13 protein-coding genes are annotated in these 24,283 nt (G+C 46.1%); 11 read left to right on the top strand and 2 right to left on the bottom strand.

The window, feature by feature from the left end; all coding sequences use genetic code 11:
• Window positions 1-26: 26 nt before the first annotated feature.
• The 4 genes from ftsH to BMZ72_RS15735 all read left to right on the top strand — a co-directional run bounded on the left by ftsH (window position 27) and on the right by BMZ72_RS15735 (window position 4,117).
• Window positions 27-2,048, top strand: a complete 2,022-nt coding sequence (gene ftsH, locus BMZ72_RS15750; RefSeq protein WP_089809972.1) for an ATP-dependent zinc metalloprotease FtsH — start codon at window positions 27-29, stop codon at window positions 2,046-2,048.
• Window positions 2,049-2,054: 6 nt separating this feature from the next.
• The gene (locus BMZ72_RS15745) at window positions 2,055-2,690 is read left to right on the top strand and encodes a LutC/YkgG family protein (protein WP_089809970.1); all 636 of its coding nucleotides are present in this window, start codon (window positions 2,055-2,057) and stop codon (window positions 2,688-2,690) included.
• A gap of 84 nt (window positions 2,691-2,774) precedes the next feature.
• The gene (locus BMZ72_RS15740; RefSeq protein WP_089809968.1) at window positions 2,775-3,221 is read left to right on the top strand and encodes a hypothetical protein; all 447 of its coding nucleotides are present in this window, start codon (window positions 2,775-2,777) and stop codon (window positions 3,219-3,221) included.
• A 104-nt stretch (window positions 3,222-3,325) separates the two neighbouring features.
• Complete coding sequence (locus BMZ72_RS15735; protein WP_089809966.1) at window positions 3,326-4,117, top strand: UDP-2,3-diacylglucosamine diphosphatase; 792 nt, start codon at window positions 3,326-3,328, stop codon at window positions 4,115-4,117.
• A gap of 27 nt (window positions 4,118-4,144) precedes the next feature.
• On the opposite strand, the gene recO is transcribed toward BMZ72_RS15735, so the two are convergent.
• Window positions 4,145-4,876: a DNA repair protein RecO gene (gene recO, locus BMZ72_RS15730; protein WP_089809964.1), complete on the bottom strand. Its 732-nt coding sequence runs from the start codon at window positions 4,874-4,876 to the stop codon at window positions 4,145-4,147.
• A 46-nt stretch (window positions 4,877-4,922) separates the two neighbouring features.
• Window positions 4,923-7,223, bottom strand: coding sequence for a type IX secretion system anionic LPS delivery protein PorZ (locus BMZ72_RS15725; protein WP_089809962.1), 2,301 nt, complete (start codon window positions 7,221-7,223; stop codon window positions 4,923-4,925).
• Between the two features lie 69 nt (window positions 7,224-7,292).
• On the opposite strand from BMZ72_RS15725, the gene BMZ72_RS15720 reads away from it, so the two are divergent.
• The 7 genes from BMZ72_RS15720 to BMZ72_RS15690 all read left to right on the top strand — a co-directional run bounded on the left by BMZ72_RS15720 (window position 7,293) and on the right by BMZ72_RS15690 (window position 24,266).
• Complete coding sequence (locus BMZ72_RS15720; RefSeq protein ID WP_089809960.1) at window positions 7,293-9,713, top strand: efflux RND transporter permease subunit; 2,421 nt, start codon at window positions 7,293-7,295, stop codon at window positions 9,711-9,713.
• 187 nt (window positions 9,714-9,900) lie between these two features.
• On the top strand, window positions 9,901-10,590 hold the full coding sequence (locus BMZ72_RS15715; RefSeq protein WP_089809958.1) for a LuxR C-terminal-related transcriptional regulator: 690 nt from the start codon (window positions 9,901-9,903) through the stop codon (window positions 10,588-10,590).
• Window positions 10,591-11,181: 591 nt separating this feature from the next.
• Window positions 11,182-14,412, top strand: a complete 3,231-nt coding sequence (locus BMZ72_RS15710) for a SusC/RagA family TonB-linked outer membrane protein (protein ID WP_089809955.1) — start codon at window positions 11,182-11,184, stop codon at window positions 14,410-14,412.
• 18 nt (window positions 14,413-14,430) lie between these two features.
• Window positions 14,431-15,888: a SusD/RagB family nutrient-binding outer membrane lipoprotein gene (locus BMZ72_RS15705; RefSeq protein WP_089809953.1), complete on the top strand. Its 1,458-nt coding sequence runs from the start codon at window positions 14,431-14,433 to the stop codon at window positions 15,886-15,888.
• Between the two features lie 433 nt (window positions 15,889-16,321).
• Window positions 16,322-19,339: a SusC/RagA family TonB-linked outer membrane protein gene (locus tag BMZ72_RS15700; protein ID WP_089809951.1), complete on the top strand. Its 3,018-nt coding sequence runs from the start codon at window positions 16,322-16,324 to the stop codon at window positions 19,337-19,339.
• Between the two features lie 18 nt (window positions 19,340-19,357).
• Window positions 19,358-20,791 carry a RagB/SusD family nutrient uptake outer membrane protein gene (locus BMZ72_RS15695; protein ID WP_218155256.1) on the top strand — a complete coding sequence of 478 codons (1,434 nt, stop codon included), beginning with the start codon at window positions 19,358-19,360 and terminating at the stop codon, window positions 20,789-20,791.
• Between the two features lie 454 nt (window positions 20,792-21,245).
• Complete coding sequence (locus tag BMZ72_RS15690) at window positions 21,246-24,266, top strand: SusC/RagA family TonB-linked outer membrane protein (RefSeq protein WP_089809950.1); 3,021 nt, start codon at window positions 21,246-21,248, stop codon at window positions 24,264-24,266.
• Window positions 24,267-24,283: the final 17 nt, after the last annotated feature.

Here is a 24,283-nt window from a genome sequence, read left to right as displayed (position 1 = left end):
TCCTTAAAAAAAAGGATCGTAAGATTATGGAAAGAGGCAACAACTTCAACAAGGGAGACAAAACGCCAAAGAAAGGACCAAAGTTCAACATATACTGGGTGTATGCTTTTATCGGGGTAGCTTTGCTGGCAATGAACTTCGCAAACTTTGGCGCTGGGCCCAAAGAGCTGAGTTTCCAGGAGTTCCAGCTTAATTACCTGAAACCGGGTGATGTAGATAAGCTGGTAGTAGTGAACAAAAAATCCGTGGAGGTCTACATTAAGAAGGACAGGCTCACTGAGTCTAAATTCGATAAGGTCTCCAAGAACCGTCTTGGCTCTCCTAACCAAGGCCCTCATTTCCGCTTCTCAATTGGTAGTGAAGAGAGTTTTAAAGCCGACCTTGATAAGGCGCAGGCTGGAGTCCCTCTGGAAGATCAGGTGAAAGTGACGTATGAGGATAGACAGAGCTGGTTTGAACCATTTGTCCAACTGTTGCTCCCACTGGTGCTGCTGATTGGATTGTGGATACTGCTGATGCGTAAAATGGGTGGCCCTGCCGGTGGTAGTGGTGGTCCAGGTGGCATCTTCAACATTGGTAAATCCAAAGCGACCCTGTTTGATAAAGGTACCCGGGTAAATATCACTTTCAGTGATGTAGCCGGTCTGGATGAAGCGAAAGTGGAAGTGATGGAAATCGTTGATTTCCTGAAGAATCCGAAGAAATATACCGCTCTGGGTGGTAAGATTCCGAAGGGTGCCTTACTGGTAGGCCCTCCGGGTACTGGTAAGACCCTGCTGGCAAAAGCAATGGCAGGTGAAGCACAGGTACCTTTCTTCTCCATGTCAGGTTCTGATTTCGTTGAATTATTCGTAGGTGTGGGTGCAAGCCGTGTACGTGACCTGTTCAAACAGGCCCGTGAGAAAGCGCCTTGTATCATCTTCATCGATGAGATCGACGCGATCGGACGTGCCAGAGGCAAGAACGTAATGATGAGTAATGACGAGCGTGAAAACACCCTGAACCAGCTGCTTGTAGAAATGGATGGTTTCGGTACCGACAGCGGTATCATCATCCTGGCTGCTACCAACCGTCCGGATGTACTGGATAGTGCGCTGCTGCGTCCGGGACGTTTCGACCGTCAGATCTCTATCGATAAACCAGACCTGAATGGTCGTGAGCACATCTTCGACGTGCATTTGAAACCAATCAAGACCTCTCCAAACCTCGATATCAAGAAACTGGCTTCTATGACTCCTGGCTTCGCCGGTGCAGACATCGCCAACGTTTGTAACGAGGCAGCACTGATCGCCGCCCGTAAAGGCAAGAACGAAGTTGAAATGGAAGATTTCAACGACGCAGTAGACAGGGTAATCGGTGGTCTGGAAAAGAAAAACAAGATCATTTCTCCAGAAGAGAAAGAAGTGATCGCATACCACGAAGCTGGTCACGCTATCTGTGGCTGGTACCTCGAGCATGCTAATCCACTGGTGAAAGTAACTATCGTTCCGCGTGGTGTGGCTGCATTAGGTTATGCACAATATCTGCCGAAAGAACAATACCTCTATAATACCGAACAGCTGCTGGACGATATCTGTATGACACTTGGTGGCCGTGCAGTAGAAGACATCGTTTTCGGTAAAGTATCTACCGGCGCCCAGAATGACCTGCAGGTAATCACCCGTATGGCTTATGCAATGGTAACCGTGTATGGTATGAATGATAAGGTTGGTAACGTGTCTTTCTACGATCCTAACAGCGATCAGTCATTCACCAAACCTTACTCTGAAGAAACAGCCAAAATGATCGACGAAGAAGTTCGTCTCCTGATCGACAAGGCTTATCAGCGTACCAAAACCCTGCTGACCGATAAACTGGACAACGTGAAAGCGCTGGCGCAGGAACTGCTGAAAAAAGAAGTATTGTACCAGGCAGATCTGGAAAGATTGATCGGTAAACGTCCCTGGGATGTTCACCGTGAGCATATCGCAAACAAGGAAGGTATGACCACTGATGGCGTACATCCTGCAGATATCATCAATCCTTCACCAACACCTGCTAACGCGTAAGCTATTATGAAGATTTCTCCTGCCAAGGAAAACATCCTCAAGAGAGTACGAAACGCATTGAGTCAATCGGTGCAGTTGCCCTTTCCGAACTCGGAGGGCAACAGTTCCGTTTTTGTGAAGGAACATGATGGACTGGAGATGAAATTCGCAGAAGAATTTGCCCGGTTACAGGGAAAGTTCATTTTCTGCACCAGTAAAAACGAACTGCTGGACAATCTGGCGGCATTAGTCGAATCCAAAGACTGGAAAGACGTACACTGCCAGACGCCATCCCTGATGGACCAGTTTCAGTTAAAGCAGTTCCCTTATATCAACAAAGGGGATATGCATACTGCGGAGGCAGCGATCACAGACTGTGAGATGCTGGTAGCGCGTACAGGCACCATGGTGCTGAGCGCCGCACAGGCTTCCGGAAGGGCCTTACCGGTATACACACCGGTGCATATAGTGATCGCTTACACGCATCAGCTGGTATTCGATCTCAAAGATGCAATCGTCCGCCTGAAGGAAAAGTATCACGGTGATCTCCCCTCCTCCATCTCCTTTGCCTCCGGTCCCAGTCGTACCGCAGACATTGAGAAAACACTGGTAGTCGGAATACATGGCCCGCGAGAGGTATATGTGTTCCTGTTGGATGAATAGATTTGTAAATAATAAAGCATATTTGAGCAGCGCGTGATCCTATCATGCGCTGTTCTTTTAAATGATCATGTTATACGGGCCGCTATGACCAGGTTATTCCTAATTCTTTTTGCTGCTGTTCTGCTGTCGTCATGTGGACAGTCTTCCGAGCAGCGTACCGCCACAGTAGATACCATCAATACCTTAACCGTAAAAGGACCTGGCGCTGTTATCTTCACACCCGCAGGTGATAAGTTACGTTCACTGAAAGCCGCTATTGGTGAAAAAGGTTTTCCTTCTCTTGAAGCAATTAACAAAAGCACACTGTCTGAAGACAGTGCTTACCTTGCCGCTAAAGGGGTGAAGGTGATCAGTACCAGTGCTACATTGCTGAAATTTATCAAACCGAACGGAGAAGTTTTCTATCTCAGTCTGGCTCATCCAAAGTATTCCTGGGAGATATTCCTGTACAACGGGTATAGCGATCCAGTAAAGGCTGATCTGACAGATATCGAGTCTGCTTATCTGGAATCCGGTATAAAGAAGCCCTGAGGGTTGTTTTCTTAAAGACTTATCTATTACTTCGCGGTGCAAATCGCTTCATCATCAGCGGTCTGTTGTTTTAAACAGCACAGACCGGACAAATATCATCATCTATGACGCATGGACTGTCCGCAGTGGACTATTCCATTCCTCTTCCGGAAGGCAAACGTGTTTATTTCGCATCAGACTTTCATCTGGGCGCTCCTAATCCTGCTGCCAGCAGAGAAAGGGAAAAGCGTATTGTAAAATGGCTGGATGCCTGTTCGAAAGATGCGGAACATATCTTCCTGGTAGGTGATATTTTCGATTTCTGGTTTGAATACAAAGAAGTGGTGCCCAAAGGCTATACGCGCCTGCTGGGCAAACTGGCCGAATTGCGGGATAAAGGCATCGGTATCACCGTATTCATCGGTAATCATGATATGTGGATGGATGGCTATTTTGAAGAAGAACTGGAAATCCCGGTACACTACGAACCTAAAACATATGATATAGGCGGCAAACGATTTTATATCGGTCACGGTGACGGACTTGGTCCCGGTGATCATGGATATAAGATGTTGAAGAAAGTATTCCGTAACCCTGTATGCCGCTGGTTATTTTCATTGATACATCCTTCCTGGGGAATCGGTCTGGCGAATTACTTCAGCCGTAAAAGCCGTGCTGCCACCGGTGGCGAACTGGAAAAATTCCTGGGAGAAGAGAATGAATGGCTGGCTATCCACAGTAAAGAAGTATTACAGCAAGCCCATTTCGATTACTTCATTTATGGCCACAGACACCTGCCGCTTGATTTACAGGTAGGACCTGAAAGTCGCTATATTAACCTCGGCGACTGGCTGAATTACTTCACTTATGCTGTCTTTGACGGAAAGAACACTGAACTGATATACGATGGGAAATAGCGCTTTGCGTTGTTGAACCCTGCCTCTTTAGTCGAGGATCTCGTGCAGGATCGGCGGAGAATTCAATTCCTGGAAATCGGGCAGATGCAATCTGAAGAAATCCAGATAAGCATATAGTAGTTTTCTGCGTTTGTCTTTATTCATATTGATCTCACCCAGTGCCTCCCAGCTCGTACACTGGAACAGGCGATCTGTGATCTCACTATTTGCAGCATCCAGATAATTACTGTGATGCGGCGGCAGATCGGTAAAGGAGCCTTCCTGCAAGTCGAGATAGTGCGCGTATTCCGAGTAACGTCCATTGAGACGGAATCCCAGGTGCTCTGCCAGCTTAAGGGTGAAATAAAGCGGGATATTGGCTGCAATACCCAGCGGCGCCATATCGAGTGCCTGTAAGGACTGTTCGGCAAAGTAGTACAGGTCAACCTGTTGTTCCGGTTCACGCAGGCTTTTCTGTAGCAGTTCGATCATATAAAGCGCTACGGTGTTCTTCACAATATTGAAGTGCAGGGAGGTATAGATATAGCCTAGTTTGAACTCGGAAATGCGCTGGATGCTCTTTTGCTCATAGTGGTACACGACCAATTCCAGGATATTACCCGGCTGGAGCAGGTTGCCTCTGGCTTTTGGTTTGGAGCTGCGCACGCCATTCACCATATAGGACTGTACCCCAAATAGTTCGGTGAATATATTGACGATGGCGCTGGTATCGCCGTATTTGACTGTTCTTAAGACTATCCCGCGGGTTTTGTGTAACATAAAACTAGACAGCAACTGCTGACATCAAATGTACGACGAGCGGTCGTTAATTAATGAACACAATCTTTGTCACCACATGCTCCCCTCCTGTTTCTCCTGCCACAAATATCAGGTAAACGCCTGACTGTGGCCGGTGACCGGTATAATCCAGGCCATTCCAGATGGCTTGTCCGCCAAGGGCTCTTGTCTGGTATACCATTCTGCCACTGATGTCAGTGATTTTTACCCGGGTATTGTCTGCCAGTCCGCGGATAGCGATAGGGCCGCTATACTCATGTTTTACCGGATTCGGGAATACCAGTACGGAATCTCTCTCCATTTTGCTGACAGGTTCAGTGGCGGTACCATGCCATGACATCAGGCCTTTGGCGGTAGCGAAGTAAACTTCTCCTACTCTGGGATCTATTGCAATGCGGTAGATGTGATTATCAGGTAGCGGACTATTGCCGGTATTGAAATGTTCAAGGATGTGTTCTCCGTCATCGCTGACCAGCCATGCGCCGTTGTAGGTGCCGACCCATTTACGGTTTGCACCGTCTACCGCAATGGCCGTGACCTGTTCATCCTGGAAGAGATAACCGGCAAAGTTATCCTGCTGAATGATGGGGAGGAAAGCATTACAGCCCTCTGTAGCGGCTTGTCCCGGACAGTTGATAATGGCGATGCCACGGGCGGTGCCGATCCATATGCTGCCATTGCGGTCTTTTGCCAGGCAGTAGACGTCATTGGAAGGCAGATTGCCCTGTGCAGCGCCAAGGCGGTATTGACGCCACTGGTCATCAGATCTATTGTCGAGCGTATTGTTATGATTCAGTACGTATAAGCCATTGCTTTGTGGAGAAACCATGTATACCAGGCCATTGTCGTCTGTCAGCAACTGACTGATCGCATTACCGGTCATGGCATAAGGGCTGCGGAAGGAGACCCAGGTATCATCTGGTTTTTTAACCAGCAGATTATTGTTAGCGCCGTAGGCAGCCACCCAGAGATTTCCTGCCGGGTCTGTGGTAAGTCCGCTGACATTGTAAGCCGCCGGATCATTTGTTGCCGGCGGCAGGATACCCTGTTTGAAGATCGTCCTTTTATTGCCGCTGATGCGGGCTAGTCCGCCGCCAAAGGAACCCAGGTATATGGCATCGGCATTTACTGTCATAGTAGCAATATCATGGAGGGAATCAGGCCATGTAGTTGTAGCCGTCCAGGCGCCATTTTCAAAACTGTAATAACCATCCCGGTTGCCGGTGGCTTTCCAGTTATTACTGATGGTACCGGTGGCAGCCAGCAGTGTATTGCCGGAGAAAAGCAGATCACCCGTAATGATACCAGCCGGCGCATCAGGGTTGACAGTAGTATATTCACTGGTTTGCTGATCGTATTGTATCAGTCCGGAAAGTGAGTCTGCGATCCAGAGCGCATGATCAGTACCTGCTACCTGCATGGGAGCTTTCAGCAGGGCATGTTGATAGCTGGCTACAACCGCAGCACTGGCATTCAGGCCCAGGATACGGGAGGAGCCGGCCAGTGGCTGGCAGAGGAGTAGCTGATTGTTTTGTACGCTCATGTTGCTGATGGTACGACCATCGGTATACCATGGCGTCCAGGTATTATTGTTCAGCAGGAACAGCTGATTACGCTGGCGGCATATCAGCTGGTTATTGAAAGCGATGATCTCCTGTACGGAATCCGGCGCGAGGCCCTGTGAGAGAGAGGACCAGTTACGGAAGTCGGAAGGGTTGTTGCTGTTGAGCGACGCAGTCCTGACCCCTTCTGCTGTAGCAGCAAAGAGGGAGCTGCCTATGATAGCGAGTGAATAAACCGGTGTATAGGCACCGGTGCTACCTACAACGTAGGTGGCTTCAATTTCCGGAGCGGAAGTATTCAGTACTACGATACCCAGACCGGTACAGAGATATGCCTTGTTGTTGCGGAAAATGACCCGGAAAATGGTTTTATCGGCGGCGACCTGTTTACGCATCAGGTCGGGGATGTTGTAGATCGTGTTGCCGTTCAGCAGATCGATATTGCTGTTTGTGTAGGCAACGAGGACGGTTTCATCGTTGGCGGCGAGGGTACTGATACCGATATCATGCAGGCCGTTTGCTTTACTGTAGCGACTGAGTTCCAGTCCTTCTTCCGGCGTGTTGGTGACAGCGGAGAGTCCGCCGCCGGCGGATGCACAGTATATCCTGTCTCCTTTTACGGTGACGGAGACAGCGGGACGCCAGGGAAGATGGTCGCTCCACTGACCGATCCAGGTGCCTTCAATATGTTGCTGAGCGCTTATCTGGAGGGCATTCAGACAGGATAGGCAAAGTATGGCGCAGAGGGATATCAGAAAACGGTGCATGCATCAAAAATAGTTATATGTTATTACTTTGAGTTACCTTTACGCCCTACTAAAATTACAAAGACGCGTATGTGGCAACGCTTAGCAGGATTCGTATTGAAATTTCGTTTACCACTCCTGGTCTTATTACTGTTGGGCACTGCAGTGATGACCTATTTCGCCAGCAAAGTAGAGCTTTCCTATGAGGCAAATAAATCTATCCCGCTGGATAATGCGAAATATAAGGAATATATGCAGTTCCGGGAATTGTTCGGAGAGGATGGTAATATGATGGTGATCGGTATCCAGACTGACAATTTCTTTCAGAAAGATTTCTTTCATGACTATGTAAAGCTGAATGAAGACCTGAAGAAGGTGGAGTTTGTAGAGAATGTACTGAGCGTACCTTTTGCCATTAACCTGGTGAAGAATGACAGTACGCGCAAGCTGTCAGCAGAACCGCTTTTCCAGGGAGATCTGCAGCAGCAGGCAGTGTTGGACAGCCTCGCCGGTGCTTTAAACAATCTGCCTTTCTATAAGGGATTGCTGTATAATCCGCAGACACATGCCTACCTGATGATGATCAATATTCAGAAGGGTGTCATGATGACTCCGCGCCGTACAGAGGTGGTGGAGAACGTGATGAAGCTGGGTACTGCTTTCGGAGAGAAACATCATACAGAAGTACGTATGAGCGGTCTGCCGCTGATCCGTACCCTGATGGCAAATAAGGTGAAGAAGGAACTGGATCTGTTCCTGAAGTTATCATTTGTACTGACGGCGGTGATCCTGCTGATCTTCTTCCGTTCCATCAGTGCGGTATTGATGTCTATGATCGTGGTTGCCATTGGTGTGATCTGGTCTGTGGCGACGATCGTATTGCTGGGTTATAAGATCACATTGCTGACAGGATTGATACCACCATTAATTGTGGTGATCGGGATACCGAACTGTGTGTACTTCCTGAATAAGTATCATACAGAATATGCGAAGGATGGTAACAAGACCAGGGCGCTTGTACACATGATTCAGCGTATGGGTATTGTGACGCTGTTCACTAACCTGACAGCGGCGATTGGTTTCGGTGTGTTCTGTTTTACGAAGAGTGAATTGCTGAAAGAATTTGGTGTAGTAGCAGGTTTGAATATTATGCTGATCTTCCTGATCTCCTTTATTTTCCTGCCTGCGGTATTGAGTTATCTGCCACCGCCGAAGACGAAGCATACAAACTATATGAACAACCGCACTTTCCGGGCTTTGCTGGACGGACTGACTGCGTTGGTATTCAAATATCGTGCGTGGGTGTATGGAGTGACAGTTGTGTTGGTGATCGGGGCTGTAGCGGGTATGCTGAAGCTGAAGTCAGAGGCGCATATGCTGGATGATATTCCAACGAGTGATAAGCTGTATACAGACCTTAAATTCTTTGAGCAGAACTTCAAAGGTGTAATGCCGTTGGAAATAGCGGTGGATACGAAAAAGAAAAATGGGGTGGTGAATCTGAAAACGCTGGAGAAACTGGATCAGTTATCTAAGTTGATCGGTGCGCAGCCGGATTTTGCAAGACCATTATCTGTAGCGGAGGGTATCAAGTTTGCCAAGCAGGCTTATTATAACGGAGATAGTTCTAACTACGCGATCCCTAATCAGTTTGATATTGGTTTCCTGGCGCCTTATCTGCGTATGAAGGGAGGCAATAATGCGGCGGGTAATGCGACTGCGTTTACGAAGCTGGTTTCCTCATTTATGGACAGCAGCCGTCAGGTAGCCCGTGTGAGTGTGAATATGGCGGATGTGGGTTCTGCGAAACTGCCGGTGCTGCTGGATTCATTGCGTCCACAGGTAGATGCGATCTTTGATACTGCACAATACAAAGTTAGTTATACCGGTACGAGTGTGATCTTCCTGGAAGGTAGCCGTTTTATTATCAATGGTCTGACAGAGAGTATTCTGCTGGCGTTTGTACTGATCATTTTCTGTATGCTGTATCTGTTCCGTTCCTGGAGGATGCTGCTGATATCATTGATCCCTAATATCATTCCATTGGCCGTAACGGCGGGTGTAATGGGCTGGCTGGATATTCCGTTGAAGCCATCTACTGTGTTAGTGTTTAGTGTGGCGCTGGGGATTGCGATCGATGTAACGATCCGTTTCCTGGTGAACTTCAAACAGGAGTTGCCGCACCATAACCTGGATATTTCGGCAACGGTGAAGCAGACGATCCATGAGACAGGTTTGAGTATTATTTATACTTCACTGATCCTGCTGGCCGGTTTTATGATCTTTAGTTTCTCTGAGTTTGGTGGTACCAAGGCTTTGGGCTGGTTAACTTCACTGACTTTGTTGATGGCGATGATCACTAACCTGACTATTTTGCCGGCACTGTTATTGTGGATGGAGAAGGCGTTATTGAAGAAGGCGAAGAAGAAGCAATTATGGAATGCGCTTGATGAGGAGAAGGATATGGATATGTCAGAGCTGGGGCTCAAAGAAAGAGAAAAAGAAGACTAGACAAGTATAGTTTCAACATATGTTTAAAACGCTCAATACATGATTATCAGTATTGGGCGTTTTTGTTATACCCAAATAATCTAGTGGGCTACATTCATCCCCCCTTATTCGCCGCTCGTATAAAAGGGCGTTACATACCCGGTAAAAAGTAAGAGGTTTATAATGCCATTCTAACCTCTTTTAGTTCATGAAAAACAAATACTTAAAGGGCGCTCACCTTTCTGAGCGTAAATTTAAGGAGATACTACGGCTATTTGCCGAAGATCTTACAGCCACCCAGATTGCCAACATTAGTGGGGTAAGCCGTGTCACTGTAAATAGTTATCTCAAAAAGATCCGCCATCAGATTGCCCGTCACTGTGAGTCTTTATCGCCCTCCGACAATCACAACCGTTCAGTAGCCCCCGCGCGCATTACACATGCTTCACCAGTAGAAGATGGGGACGTATCCGTCAAAACAGAAGTAGGCCGTACTGTAAAGCCGGTCGTATTTGGTATTTACCGTTCTTCGGACCGGTTACATACGGAGATATTGCCTGACGTAAGCAGGTCAATGATCCATTCTGTAGTGAGGAGCAGCCGTTCTATTCTGGAGATGCAGGGAGCTGCGGAGAAGATCCGCCGTTTCAGCAATGTGGTGGACCTGGGGCAATACCGTTTGTACAACCTGGAAAATGAGGGAGCTATCAGTATTGCGGACGATGTGGACGCGTTCTGGGGGCTGACCAAGCACAGGCTTGCCAAGTTCAAGGGATTGAACCGCAGTACTGTGTATTTACATTTAAAGGAGTGCGAGTTCCGGTATAATAACAGGAATGAGGACATTTATGAGACTTTGCTGGAATTGTTAAAAAGCCAGCCCCTGAGTCTCTCCTGATTACATTTCATTATTAAGATATTGCTGCAGTAATGCAGCGGAACTTTTATTTAGATCTGGAACAAAACCCGGATTTAGATTTTGGTTGATGAGCGCGCAGGTGGTATTCCTATCACCTGCCTTTACATCTTTTGTCTTTACTAATTTCAGTATGAAGTTAGACCCAGTGTAGCCCGGTTATGATATCTCTAACAGATTTTGATTATTACAAATAATATTTTTTTTATTATGTTAAAAAACTGTTAAAGGGATGTTATAACATATAATTTGTTTGCCGCTTTTCACTGAAATTATTGTTAAATAATTTATATTTGAACGTTAAAATTAAGTTAAACAACAGAAGAAGGGTAAATGCTTATGAGAAATGACCCAAAGTAGTCTTCTCACCCTCTGTATACTAATTCAAGGATTTTCCAGGACAATTAAATCGTTATGAACGATTGAAGGGGAACCGTAGATTAAGATTTTTATCAACAAAAGTTTGTTTTATCAACGTAGGACAGCTATTTCAGAGCCAGTGGTCGGTTTCCTGAGAAAAGTTTTCTCTATTCATTGAATATTTAAACTAAACAACCAGAAACAACAAAGCTTATGAGGAAAAGTTTATTTTTCCTCCTGCCCTCTATCGTGGTAGTTGGACAGGTGGTTGCGCAGACCCGCCCCATTACAGGGAAGATCACTTCCTCTGATGATGGGAGTCCGGTGATCGGCGCTACAGTAATTGTAAAAGGTACGACGACTGGTACTGTAACAAACGCGAGTGGTGAGTATACCATTAACGTACCGGAAGGAGCTACTGCCCTGACTGTGAAATTTGTCGGAATGAAAGACCAGGAAGTGAAGATTGGTTCCGGCGCAAAACACAATGTGGTTTTATACCCAGATGTAACAAAACTGACTGAAACTGTTGTAACCGCAAACGCGATCCGTCGTGATAAATCTTCCCTCGGTTATGCAGCTCCTACTTTAAAAAATGACGAACTGACCAAAGGTCAGAGCACAAGCCCGCTGAATGCCCTTGCCGGTAAAGTTGCGGGTGTAAATATCGGTACCAGCTCAAACTCTCCGGGAAGCTCTTCCAGGATCGTATTGAGAGGTGGTTCTTCCATCACTGGTAATAACCAGGCGCTGATGGTTGTGGATGGTGTACCTATCGACAACTCCAGCATCATTGGCGGTGGCGACAGCCGTAGCACTGTAGATTTCGGTAACCGTGGTAACGATATCAACCCGGAAGACATCGAATCTGTAACCGTGCTGAAAGGCCCTGCTGCTGCTGCGTTGTATGGTTCCCGCGCTTCTAACGGTGCGTTGATCATCACTACCAAGAGCGGTAAAAAAACTTCTAACAAAAAGAACGAAGTTACCTTCAGTACTTCCGGTACTTTCTCTAACGTAGTAAAACTGCCAGAGTTCCAGAATGACTATGGTCAGGGTTATGACATGGAGACTATCGATCCTCGTGAAAACTGGAGCTGGGGTCCTAAGTTTGACGGCGTGGTAAGACCCTGGGGTCAGTCCATCAACGGTGTAAGACAACAAAAAGCTTACTCCGCACAGCCTGATAACATCAAGAACTTCTTCGAAACCGGTAAAGCTGTAAATAGTAACCTCGCCCTATCCGGTGCTGGTGAAAAAACAACTTACTACCTGTCTGTTAACAGTCTGAACTCTGATGGAGTTATGCCTGATAACTACGACAGATACAACAAATACGGTCTGCGTTTCAACGGTACCGCACAGCTGAGCAACAAGTTCTATACTGGCGTTAACGTTAACTACAGCAAGATCAACAGCCGCGTAGTTCAGGGTGGTCAGGGTAATGCATCTGTATTCGATAACGTACTGCAGACTGCCCGTGATATTCCTTTGGATAAATTAGGCGATCTGGATAACCCGTACAATGGTTATGGTACATTCGATGCTAATGGTAATCCTACCTATGGTTACTATGGTGTATATACTATCAGCCCATACTACATTCTGAAGAACTACCGTAACCTGAACGATGTGGACAGGGTAAGTGGTAACTTCTCTATCGGTTACAAACCAACTGAATGGTTAGATGTACTGGAAAGATTAGGTGCTGATATCTATTCTGACCGTCGTCGTTACATGTATCCTAAATTCGATTATCTGCCTGCAGATGATACCCCGGATAACGATCCGGAAAAATGGTACGATCCGGTTGATAACCGTCTGATCCAGACTGGTAAATATGGTGAAGACCAGTACAACCTGAGCGAGATCGTTCATGACCTCATGATCACTGCGAAAAAGGATTTCTCTCCTGATTTCAAAGCGTCCATCATGCTGGGTAACAACATCCGTCAGCGTACATTCAATACAATGGAAACTGAGACTAACCAGCTGAATGGTCTGGTTATTCCAGGATGGTACAACCTGGACAACAGTAATGGTCCGGTATATACTTTCAACTCCCGTACTACCCGCCGTCTGGTTGGTCTGTATGCAGATCTGAACCTGTCCTATAAGAGCATGCTCTATTTAGGTGCAACTGCAAGAAATGACTGGTCTTCTACCCTGCCTAAAAACAACAATTCCTTCTTCTATCCAAGTGTAAACGGTTCATTCGTTTTCACTGAACTGACTAAGGAATCAGGTCTGGCGAAGATCCTGAACTACGGTAAAGTTCGTGCGAGCTGGGCACAGGTAGGTAATGACGCTGATCCTTATCAGTTGCTGACTTACTTCAACAAAACTGACATCACCAGTGGTTTTGGTACTATTACCTTCCCATTCAATAACATTCCTGGTTTCACTTACAGTAACCTGATCGGTAACCCTGCGTTAAAACCAGAGATCACTACTGCATTTGAAGTTGGTACTGAATTGAACTTCCTGGATAACAGATTGTCAATCGACTTCTCTTACTACAAGAACAAGTCTAAAGATCAGATCCTGAGCGTACCTATTCCTCCATCTTCCGGTTTCGCTTCCAAAGTGATGAACACCGGTTCTGTTGAGAACAAAGGTATAGAGTTGTCCCTGAGAGGTACTCCTATCCGTACAGCATCTGGCTTCAGCCTGGAACTGTTTGGTACTTATACCCGTAACAAAAACACAGTTATCGACATCGCGAGTGGTGTAGACCAGATCGTAATCGGTGGTGTTGGTGGTATGAGCATCGTTGCTGCGAAAGGCAGACCTTATGGTACTTTCTATGCACAGGACATTCAACGTGACGAACAAGGTCGTGTGATTGTAAGCGCTACAACCGGTAATCCTTTATTAACTCCTGGAGCAGTTTATCTGGGTTCATACAATCCTAAATATCAGGCTTCATTTGGTGCTAGTGCAGGTTACAAAGGCTTCTCCTTCAGTATCCTGTTTGATACCAAACAGGGTAATCAGTTCTTCTCCCGTACTAAAGACATCATGGACTTCAACGGTACTGCATTTGAAACTGCAGAAGGTGGTCGTGAAGATGCTCCATTCGCTAATTCAGTGGTGGATGACGGTACAGGTAAACTGGTTCCTAACACTGACGTTACTTACAGCAAACAGGATTACTATTCTTCTGTTATTCCTTCCGGTCAGCATGTTATCGACGCGTCTTACATCAGACTGCGTGAGGCGAGCCTGTCATACAAACTGCCTAGAAATCTGCTGAACAGAACTCCATTTGGCGACCTGACAGTTGGTCTCTTTGGTAACAACCTGGGATTGTGGACTGCAAAACAGAACAAGTTTGCTGATCCAGAGGTGAACTCCGGTGGTGCTGGTAACGAGCAAGGTTTCGACTTTACAGCTCAGCCATCATTGAGAAACTACGGCTTCAACATCAGAGTGACATTTTAACGATTAAAGAGCTTACAAATGACAAAGAAAAATATTATTAAGTCGGCCGCAGGTCTCCTGACAGTGCTGTCTCTCACATTCACAGGGTGCTCCAACTTCCTGGACACCAACGATAACCCGAATAAAACCACTGATGCTGATCCATCACTGGTAGTTCCTTCTGCACAGGCAGCGATTGCCCAGGTAGTAGGTTGCCAGTTCCAGATCTACGGTGGTATCTGGAACCAGTACTGGACACAGAACTTCGGTAACTCTCAGTATAAATCAGTTGAGCAGTACCTGGTACAGGGTTCCAGCTTTGACAGACCATGGCAGACGCTGTATGCTGATGCGATGACCGATCTGCAACTGGTTATCAATAAAGCAGGTGAAGAAAGATACCGTCAGTATGCGGCTATTTCTCTGCTGCTGAAAGCGTACGATCTGCAATTGCTGACAGATGCTTTTGGTGATGTGCCTTTAAAAGATGCACTGAAAGGTGAAAGCGAAGGTAACCTTGCTCCTCACTACGATACACAGGCTGAAGTATATGACAGCATTTTCGCAATGATCGACAGAGCGAAAGGCTGGATCGAACCAGGATCTGAATTCGTACCAGGTTCAGAAGACCTGATTTTCCAGGGTGATATGGAGAAATGGGAACAGTTTGCAAACACGCTGAAACTGAGAGCTTATATTCGTCTGTCTTATGTAAATGAGGCAAAAGCGAAAGCGGGTGTTGCAGCCCTTCAGGCTTCCGGTGCTACTTTCCTGACAACAACCGCTCAGATCGACTATGTAAGCACAGGTGGTAACAACAATCCACTGTATGCTGAACTGTTTGCACTGGGTCAGTATCGCCAGGTTAGAGCAAGTAACACTTTACTCCTTCAGATGAACGCTAAAAGCGATCCGAGGGTTCCAGCTTACTTCCAGACAACAACTGGTGGTGTGATCAAAGGTATGGCACAGGGTAGTTATGATACCAACCCTAACGGCGCCTCTACTCCTACTGTAATTTTTGGTGCAGATCCGCTGACAGAAACTGCTGCACTGGCTCCGGTTAAATTCATCTCCAGCTATGAGGCTTTATTCCTGCAGGCTGAAGCTGTTGCACGAGGCTGGATGACCGGTAATGCACTGGCACTGTTCCAGCAGGCTATTCAGGATAACTTCGATACTTATGAAGTAGCTCCTGGCGCCTACATTACTACCCAGGTAGCTGCATTCCCAGTTGCTGGTACTGTTGAGCAGAAGGTAAAAGCCATCATCGAGCAGAAATACTATGCGTTGGCGCTGAGCCAGAACTTTGAGTCCTGGAGCGAATGGCGTCGTACACACTACCCTGACTTCTTTGTGACGTCTAAGGTATCTTCCCTGCCGGCTGGTGTTTATCCAAGACGCTTCCTGTATCCTAACACTGAGCTGACCAGGAACCCTAACTTCCCTGGCGCTAAGATCGTTACCGATAAGGTATGGTGGGATGCAAAACCATAATTTTAATAGTTAGTTATCTATCTATAAAAAGGGCCTGTCTGCTGACAGGCCCTTTTCTTTTACATCATTACTGCGTGCCCGGAGGATGTACATATCGACTGACAGATTACTAACGTCAATAGATATATTAGTCAGCCTCCTACAGGCGGTACCGTAATTATCTGATTTTATCTATATCTCCTGCCTGTTTTATTCCCTGATTTGAGTAGTACCCCGGAGGGGGCGTCCTATTTCCCATCTATGCGTTAAACCACACATCCCTACATCTTTGTAAGAATTTTTATATCTTGTGTTGCTTTTTTGACTGTGTGAAGATCAAAATAATAAAAGACACGGGGGACAAATCATCGCATTTCACCACAAATGCGATTCTCAATCTTGGTACTATATATCACAATGCCTGACTTCCTGCATTAAATTAAAAATCTGTTTGATGAAAAAAGGAGTATTCCTGTATCTGTTTTCATTAATCTCTGTGCTACCAGCATTCGCACAGATGAGAACACTTACAGGCACCGTTACTGCCGATAGCAGCGGAACGCCTCTGCCCGGTGTTACTATCCATCTGAAAGGCTCTACCTATCGCGTTGCCACTAATCCGGATGGATCCTATTCTATGAGCATCGGGGGCACTCCCGAACTGCAATTCTCTATGCTTGGGTATCTTTCCCGACAGGTAAAAGTCGGACCGGATATGACCCGCCTTGATGTAAAACTGGAACCTATTTCTTCCAAACTATCTGAAGTAGTGGTAGTTGGGTATGGAGAACAGGCCCAGCAATATACCACAGAAGCTGTATCGGTAGTAAAAGCTGCTGATTTTGCCAATGTACCGGCCGTTACTCCCCAGCAATTGCTGCAGGGGCAGGTAGCAGGTGTCAGTATGACCAATTCTTCCGGTCTGCTGGGTAACGCTTCGTTACTCCGGGTAAGGGGAACTGCTTCTATCACAGCAGGTACACAGCCATTATTCATTGTGGACGGGGTGCCGTTGAATGACGGTTCTTACAATACAGCCTATGGCGGCGGTGCGTCTCTGAATCCGCTGCTGGAAATGAATCCTGAGGATATCGAATCTATTACTGTACTGAAAGATGCTGCGGCTGCCGCAATTTATGGTTCAAGGGGTTCCAATGGCGTGATATTGATATTGACAAAAAAAGGCGGTTACCGGAATAAAACTCAGGTAAAGCTTGACTATGCTACTGGCTGGGTGAGTCCCAGCGGTAAGATAGATGTCATGAATGGTGATGAATACGTTAACTTCTTTAATAACTATGTTACCAAAGCGATAGGTGCTACACCGATCACTGCTCCGGCGAAATTCACTGATTGGCCATCCCTGGTTAGCAGGACTGGCCGTAACAGTAATTATGCATTATCAGCCAGTGGAGGTAACGACAAGACCCGTTTCTATATAGGTGGTAATTATGCAAAAGATGAAAGTTTCGTGATTGGAAACAATCTGCAGAAACTATCAGGCAGGATTAACCTGGAGCATACGGCCAATAAATATTTATCACTGGGTGTTAACTTCAATACGGCCTATACGAATATGGACCGTATCAATATTGAAAGTGGTTCCCAGGCACCATATACAAGAGGTTTGCTCAATACGCCTATTACTGCTGCTTATACGGATGATGGACAGTATGCGAATATAACGACCAATACGTTGGCGAATGTTTATCTGAGCACCAATAAATACTATACCCGCCGTAATACCGGTAACGCATATGCAAAACTAAATATTACTGATTATCTCTCGTTAAAAACCGACTGGGGTATGGATCTGCTGGAAACAGAAGAACGGTACCGCAGATCATCGAAGCTTCAGGCCGCAACCCCTACGAATGCAGGTACTTTAGGTACTGCAGGGCGTGCATTGTGGCAGGATTATAAGTGGTTAAGTACTAACAGTATTAATTTCGATAAACGTTTCGCGGATGTACATCAGGTTTCCGTTCTGGCTGCATACAGCTACGAAACAGCCAGATATGATGATATCAAAGTAACGGGTACCGGCTTTACCAGCGATCAGTTCCTGAATGTGGGATCGGCTGCGACCAATACAGGTGCTGCTACCGGAAAAGCATGGGGACTGGAATCCTATATCTTCCGTGCTAACTACCGTTTTAAGGACAAGTATCTGTTTGAAGGATCGTTACGCCGGGATGGTTCGTCCCGTTTTGACGCAGGCAAACGTTATGGTAACTTCTGGGCGGTGTCCGGAGGCTGGATCATGTCAGAAGAGAAATTCATCCGTGATCTGCGCTTCATTGACTACATGAAACTGACTGCCAGCTATGGCGTGACTGGTAATGACCGCATAGGGTACTATGACTATATGGGACTGTATACCTCTGGTACTGATGCTGGTTATGCAGGACAGCCGGGTTTAAGACCTACCCAGATCAAAAATCCTGATCTGAGCTGGGAAGAAAGCCGTCAGATGAACCTGGGACTTGCTGTAAATGTGCTGGATAACAGACTTCAGTTATCAGTTGATTACTATAGCAAACATTCAGAAAATCTCCTGTTATATGCAATTGTGCCTTCTACCACGGGTTTTGGTTTTGCCACCAGAAATGCAGGAGAAATGCGTAACAGAGGAGTAGATCTGCAGATCACAGGTATACCTGTAAAAACAAAAGACCTGCAGTGGACCACTTCCTTAAATATGGGACTGGTAAAGAACAAAGTATTATCGCTACCAGCTGACAACAGAGATGATGAAGGCCGGCATTACATCCTGAGTTCTAATAACAACCAGCGCGTACTGCAGGGTTATACACTGAACACTTTCTACCTGCTGAACTATAAAGGTATCAATCCAGAAACCGGTGATCCTGAGTGGTACACCAAAGACGGAAAAACGACCAGCACGCCTACTGCCAGAGATCAGATCGTTGCAGGTAGTGCTTTGCCAAAATGGACAGGCGGATTCAATAATACCGTTCGTTACAAACAGTTTGATCTGGGTGTGAATTTCTATTTCTCTTATGGCAATAAAGTATTGCTGAATGAGTTCAAAGAGCTTGACAACATAAATAAAAGTACAGCCACCAACCTGAGTAAAGACCTGCTGAATTACTGGCAGAAACCAGGTGATCAGGCATTTGCACCAGCGGCGACCAGTGCTTCCTGGAAAAATGGCAGCAGCTTCGCTCAGTTATCCAACGCACAGTTGTTCAACGGCTCCTTCCTGCGTCTGAAAACGCTTAGCCTGGGTTACAATGTACCGGCTAAGGTGTTAAACAATACACGTGTATTGAATGGCGCCCGTCTGTATGTAATGGGACAAAACCTCTGGACAGTGAAGGATAAAAATTTCCGCGGTGCTGATCCTGAAGTATCCCAGTATGGTACCAACGCACAGGTAGCCGGAGAGGGCTACTATTCCCTGCCTCAGCCTAAATCAATCACTGTAGGTGCAAACCTGGTATTTTAAAAAATGAAAACAGCCAACATGAACCGGAAAAATAAGATATGGATATGGCTACTGGCAGGTGTTACCTGTACCAGCATGTTTTCCTGCAGTAAGGACCTTCAGCAGGATCCTGAGCAGGCTATCCCTTCGGAGGATGTATTTACATCCGGAGCAACCTCTTTAAGCGCATTATACGGCGTATACAGCCGCTCTCAACGTCCGGAGGTATTCGGGGCTCAACCTCAGATCATCGCCGATTATATGGCAGATAATGCCAATTATTATGGAGCTGTTGCCGGTCTTAGTGAGATCAATACTTTTACAGCGACGCCAGCCAGCTCTATCATCAGTGAAATGTGGCGTATCCACTATGATGCGATCATGGGTGCGAATATGGTGGTGGAGAAAGTGCCGTTGGTACAGGATCCTGCCTTTTCAGCAGCAGACCGCAAAATGTACGTGGCAGAAGGAAAATTCATGAGATCCATCCTGTATTTTCAGTTGCTGAACCTGTTTTCTCAGCCTTATCAGGTAGACAAGGGTACCCGCCCTGGTATTCCGATCGTTACGGCTGCCTTTAATGGTACTATCATCTATACCGAAAGAGGAACAGTGAATGCTGCACATGCTCAGATAGAAAAAGACCTGTTAGAAGCTCTTCCTGATCTTTCTGCGACATTCCCTGATGCTGCACTGGCAAGAGGCAGAGCTACCAAAGGAGCTGCATTTGCCCTGTTGTCCAGATTATATCTGTACCGTGAACAATGGGATAAAGCGGCACAGTATGCAGATAGCGTGCTGAAATCGCCATACTACAAATTATCAGGAGATTATGGCTTCTATGATGGTAACACCATGGAAGATGTATTCTCTATTCAGAATACAGACACAGATCCTCCGGGCGGCGGACAGGGTTGGGCGTATTACTATCGTCCGACATCGGGTAGCTCTGCTATAGGTGCCTGTCCGTTTGCGCCATCGTTGATCACTGCATTTTCAGCAGAACCAAACGACAAACGTTTTCTCGCAAGTGATGAAGGAAATGCTGCAAATAATGAGAAAAGACGCTTTACTTTAAAGTTCCCGAATATCGGTACTTTCAAAGACAACGCTCCGCTGATCAGAGTCACTGAAATGTATCTCAACAGAGCAGAAGCACTAGCCTCTATGAATGGCGTGAACCAGGAATCCATCGATCGGATGAATGAATTGAGAAGACGTGCAGGACTGGCAGAATGGGATATCAATACTTTTGCCAGCACCGATGCTTTCATTACAGCTATCCTGAATGAGCGTAGAAAAGAACTTTGCTTTGAAGGACATCGCAGAATGGATATACTGAGAAGAGGACTTGCGTTACGTGATAATGATCCTGAGAAGAAAGCAGGCGCTGAGCGTGTGATACTGCCAATTCCACAGCGAGAAATTGATGTGAGTCCGGCGCTGCAGGGGCAACAGAATCCGGGTTACTAAACTCAATCATTTTATAGAAAGCGGTGTTAAATACATGTATTTAACGCCGCTTTTTTTATTTCAAAAATCTCTGCTAAAACCACAAGATAAATTCCTCCGAATTTCATATATTGCAGTAGACGACTTATTGTGACCTAGACTGAACCAAAATCTAATATTCGAATTTGAATTCCTTGGAGAGACCCGACCCACCAACTTTTGCCGTATAGAGAGGAATTACTTAAACGTACTATTGAACATCAAAAACTAACTACCTGGTTTACGCTGCTGCCTGACATTGGGGGCTGGATAATTGTTGCCTGAAATGTAGCATACATTCCCTTTTTTGTGTTGATCCGTCGGCAGAGCGCCATACGTACAAAAATACCTGTGCGTAAGGGCTGTGGCATTTCATTATCCTAAATTTTAACTATGAAGTAAATATCCGGACGTTTATTATCAATCAAAATCGCTTATGAAACACACTTTACTCCTATGGCTATTCGTGGCCATCAGCGGGATGACCGCGTATGCCCAAACACGAACGATTAAAGGCAAGGTAACTGACTCAAAAGACGGCGCTGCCGTACCCTATGCCACTGTCAGAATACAGGGAACCAATAAAGGAACTGCGACCGATCTGAGTGGAAACTTCAGCATCGATATTTCCGGTACGCAGACATTGGTTATTTCAAGTGTTGGCTTTACCCAGCAAACCGTGAAACCTGATAATAGTAATACAGTTAATGTATCACTGGTTGCGGACAATACACTTACTGAATACATTGCCACCGGTTATATCAATACCAACAGGGTAAAAAAGGTAAGTGCAGTCGCTGAGGTCACAGCGGAGAAGCTGGCCAACACACCGCTTGTTGATATCAATCAGGCCCTGCAGGGACAGGCAGCCGGCGTATTTGTTGGCGGCGCTTCCGGTCAGCCGGGTTCTGTACAGAATGTGCGTATCCGCGGTGTCGGCTCCATTAGTGCCAGCGCTGCGCCGCTTTATGTGATCGATGGTATCATCGTAGATGGCCGTGACGTCAATAAAAGTGGCGACCTTGCGCTGCAATCCAATGACCTCCTGGCTAACCTGAATCCTAATGATGTTGAAACTATCAATATCCTGAAAGATGCGGCTGCAACTGCGATGTATGGTTCCAGAGGCGCCAACGGTGTGATCGTTATTAACACAAAAAAAGGAAAAACAGGTGTTACTACATTCGGTGCGCGTGCGCAATATGGTACTGCCAAACCGAGCTTTGGTAAATCCGACCTGCTAAGTCCCGCAGCAAGCTATGCTTATAATCGGGATGTATTGGCGTTGAATGATTTTACACCGGCAGAAATTGATGCGGAGTTCCCCGCTTCGCTGCTGGCAACAGGTTTTAACTGGCGTGACGCCGGTTTCCGTACGGCTAAGATGCAGGACTATGGTATCTCTGCTTCCGGTGGTAGCGAGAAAACAAAATTGTACATTTCCGCTGGTTATAATGATCAGGAAGGAACATTGATCAACTCCGGTCTGAAACGATATACGATCATTTCCAATGTATCGCAGAAGGTAAACGACAGACTGGATATCGCGATGAATCTCAACCTTTCACAAGGCGACGCCAGAAGTGCAATGGGCGGTAACTATTACGCCAGTCCCCTGTTGGGTGCATACTTCGTTTCTCCATTCCAGAGTCCTTACAAACCTGACGGTTCACTGTATACCGGTCTTGAATCCGATTTTAATGCTGCCAGCGGAGATAACTTCCTGTATTCTGTTTACAGGAACGACAAGAAATTATCCAACTTCCGTGGTCTTGGTGGCGCCACTGTTTCCTACCGCATATTCGACTGGTTGAAAGTACAGGAAAGAGTCAATCTCGATATGGTAAATACAGAAGCTAATCTGTTCTATGATCCTACTACCGGTGATGGATACAATGCTGCTGATCCGTTGAAAAGCGGAAGCGTATATAATCAGAATGTAAAGGCCTCCACAGTGACAAATCAGTTTTCACTGAGCGGTAATTTCGATATCGGCGAGGAACATCAGCTGGATTATCTGGCCCTGACAGAATACAACCGTTTTAAGTCAAGATCATTCAGTGCGGAAGGTATTGGTATTATCGGCAGTGACCTGAAAGTGCTTGATATCACTGCTACTCCGCAGGCTGTAGGCGGTAATGCCACTGATTATACATTCCTGTCTTATATGGGACAGTTGAATTATTCCTTCAGACAGAAATATAATCTGAGCGTTGGTTTCAGAACAGATGGTTCTTCGCGTTTTGGTGCGAATACCCGCTATGGTACGTTCTTCTCTGTAGGTGCTTCCTGGAGATTGATAGAAGAGGAATTCATGAAATCGCAGGAGGTGTTTTCTGATCTGAAACTTCGCTTAAGCTATGGTCAGACAGGGAACGCTGATTTTGGTACGATAGATAACTTCGTAGCCCGTGCATTGTATGACTATGGTACTTCCTACAACGGAGCACCTGGTAATGCGCCTAACACAATTGGTAACGTTGATCTGACATGGGAGAAAAATAAGTCTTTCAATATCGGTCTGGATCTTGCCTTGCTGAAGGGTGCCATCACAGCAACGATAGATGTTTATCAACGTAAGACAGATGGTTTGCTGCTGAACACACCAGTATCTTCTACCAGTGGATTTACTACGCAGATGGCCAACATCGGTTCATTGGAAAATAAAGGTATTGAGGCATTGATCTCCTCTAAAAACTTTCAGGATAAAGGTGGTTTCAGCTGGACGACAGAGCTCAATATTGGTATGAACAGAAATAAGGTCACATCGCTGTTCATGGGCCGTGATGTAGCTGGCGCAAACAGTACACAGTTACATAGAGTAGGACATCCGGTGCAAAGCTGGTACCTCAATGAATGGGCAGGTGTAGATCCTCAGAATGGTGATCCGTTATGGTATACTGCTGACGGTAAAACAACCAATAATATCAACCTTGCGGAAAGAAGGATTGTGGGTAATAGTCAGCCGAAATTTACCGGTGGTCTGACAAACACTTTCCAGTATAAAGGAATTGGTGTTTCTGTATTCTTCTACGCAGTAACAGGCAACAAAATTCTTAACAGAACAAGAATATTGGGTGATGCCGATGGTGCTTATTTCGGATACGGATATGATAAACTGACTGCTGAGAATTACTGGCGTAAACCAGGCGACATTGCAGACAGACCTAAACCTATTCCGGGTGGTAATAAGAATGCCAACTCTGCATTGTCAACACGATATCTGGAAAATGGATCTTTCCTGCGTCTCAGAAATATTAACCTGAGTTACAGTCTGCCTGCAAGATGGGTCAAAGCTGCCAGCTTCACCAGTGTAAAACTCTATGCACAGGCAGCAAATCTTGCTACCTGGACCAGCTATACAGGATGGGATCCTGAGCAGGATATCAGTGCGATGGAATTCTTCAGATATCCACCTTCAAAGAGCATCACATTCGGCGCAAACATTAACTTCTAATCCTGGTAACTGATAAG

Origin of the sequence: Chitinophaga sp. YR627 (assembly GCF_900114995.1) — a bacterium.
Taxonomy (GTDB): Bacteria; Bacteroidota; Bacteroidia; order Chitinophagales; family Chitinophagaceae; genus Chitinophaga.
This window is presented reverse-complemented; position numbering and strand designations above follow the sequence as displayed.

Coding starts and splice junctions, on each gene's coding strand:
- BMZ72_RS15695 (WP_218155256.1), top strand. CDS start 19,358: ATGAACCGGAAAAATAAGATATGGATATGGCTACTGGCAGGTGTTACC.
- BMZ72_RS15690 (WP_089809950.1), top strand. CDS start 21,246: ATGAAACACACTTTACTCCTATGGCTATTCGTGGCCATCAGCGGGATG.
- BMZ72_RS15745 (WP_089809970.1), top strand. CDS start 2,055: ATGAAGATTTCTCCTGCCAAGGAAAACATCCTCAAGAGAGTACGAAAC.
- BMZ72_RS15710 (WP_089809955.1), top strand. CDS start 11,182: ATGAGGAAAAGTTTATTTTTCCTCCTGCCCTCTATCGTGGTAGTTGGA.
- BMZ72_RS15720 (WP_089809960.1), top strand. CDS start 7,293: ATGTGGCAACGCTTAGCAGGATTCGTATTGAAATTTCGTTTACCACTC.
- BMZ72_RS15740 (WP_089809968.1), top strand. CDS start 2,775: ATGACCAGGTTATTCCTAATTCTTTTTGCTGCTGTTCTGCTGTCGTCA.
- BMZ72_RS15725 (WP_089809962.1), bottom strand. CDS start 7,223: ATGCACCGTTTTCTGATATCCCTCTGCGCCATACTTTGCCTATCCTGT.
- BMZ72_RS15735 (WP_089809966.1), top strand. CDS start 3,326: ATGACGCATGGACTGTCCGCAGTGGACTATTCCATTCCTCTTCCGGAA.
- recO (WP_089809964.1), bottom strand. CDS start 4,876: ATGTTACACAAAACCCGCGGGATAGTCTTAAGAACAGTCAAATACGGC.
- ftsH (WP_089809972.1), top strand. CDS start 27: ATGGAAAGAGGCAACAACTTCAACAAGGGAGACAAAACGCCAAAGAAA.
- BMZ72_RS15705 (WP_089809953.1), top strand. CDS start 14,431: ATGACAAAGAAAAATATTATTAAGTCGGCCGCAGGTCTCCTGACAGTG.
- BMZ72_RS15715 (WP_089809958.1), top strand. CDS start 9,901: ATGAAAAACAAATACTTAAAGGGCGCTCACCTTTCTGAGCGTAAATTT.
- BMZ72_RS15700 (WP_089809951.1), top strand. CDS start 16,322: ATGAAAAAAGGAGTATTCCTGTATCTGTTTTCATTAATCTCTGTGCTA.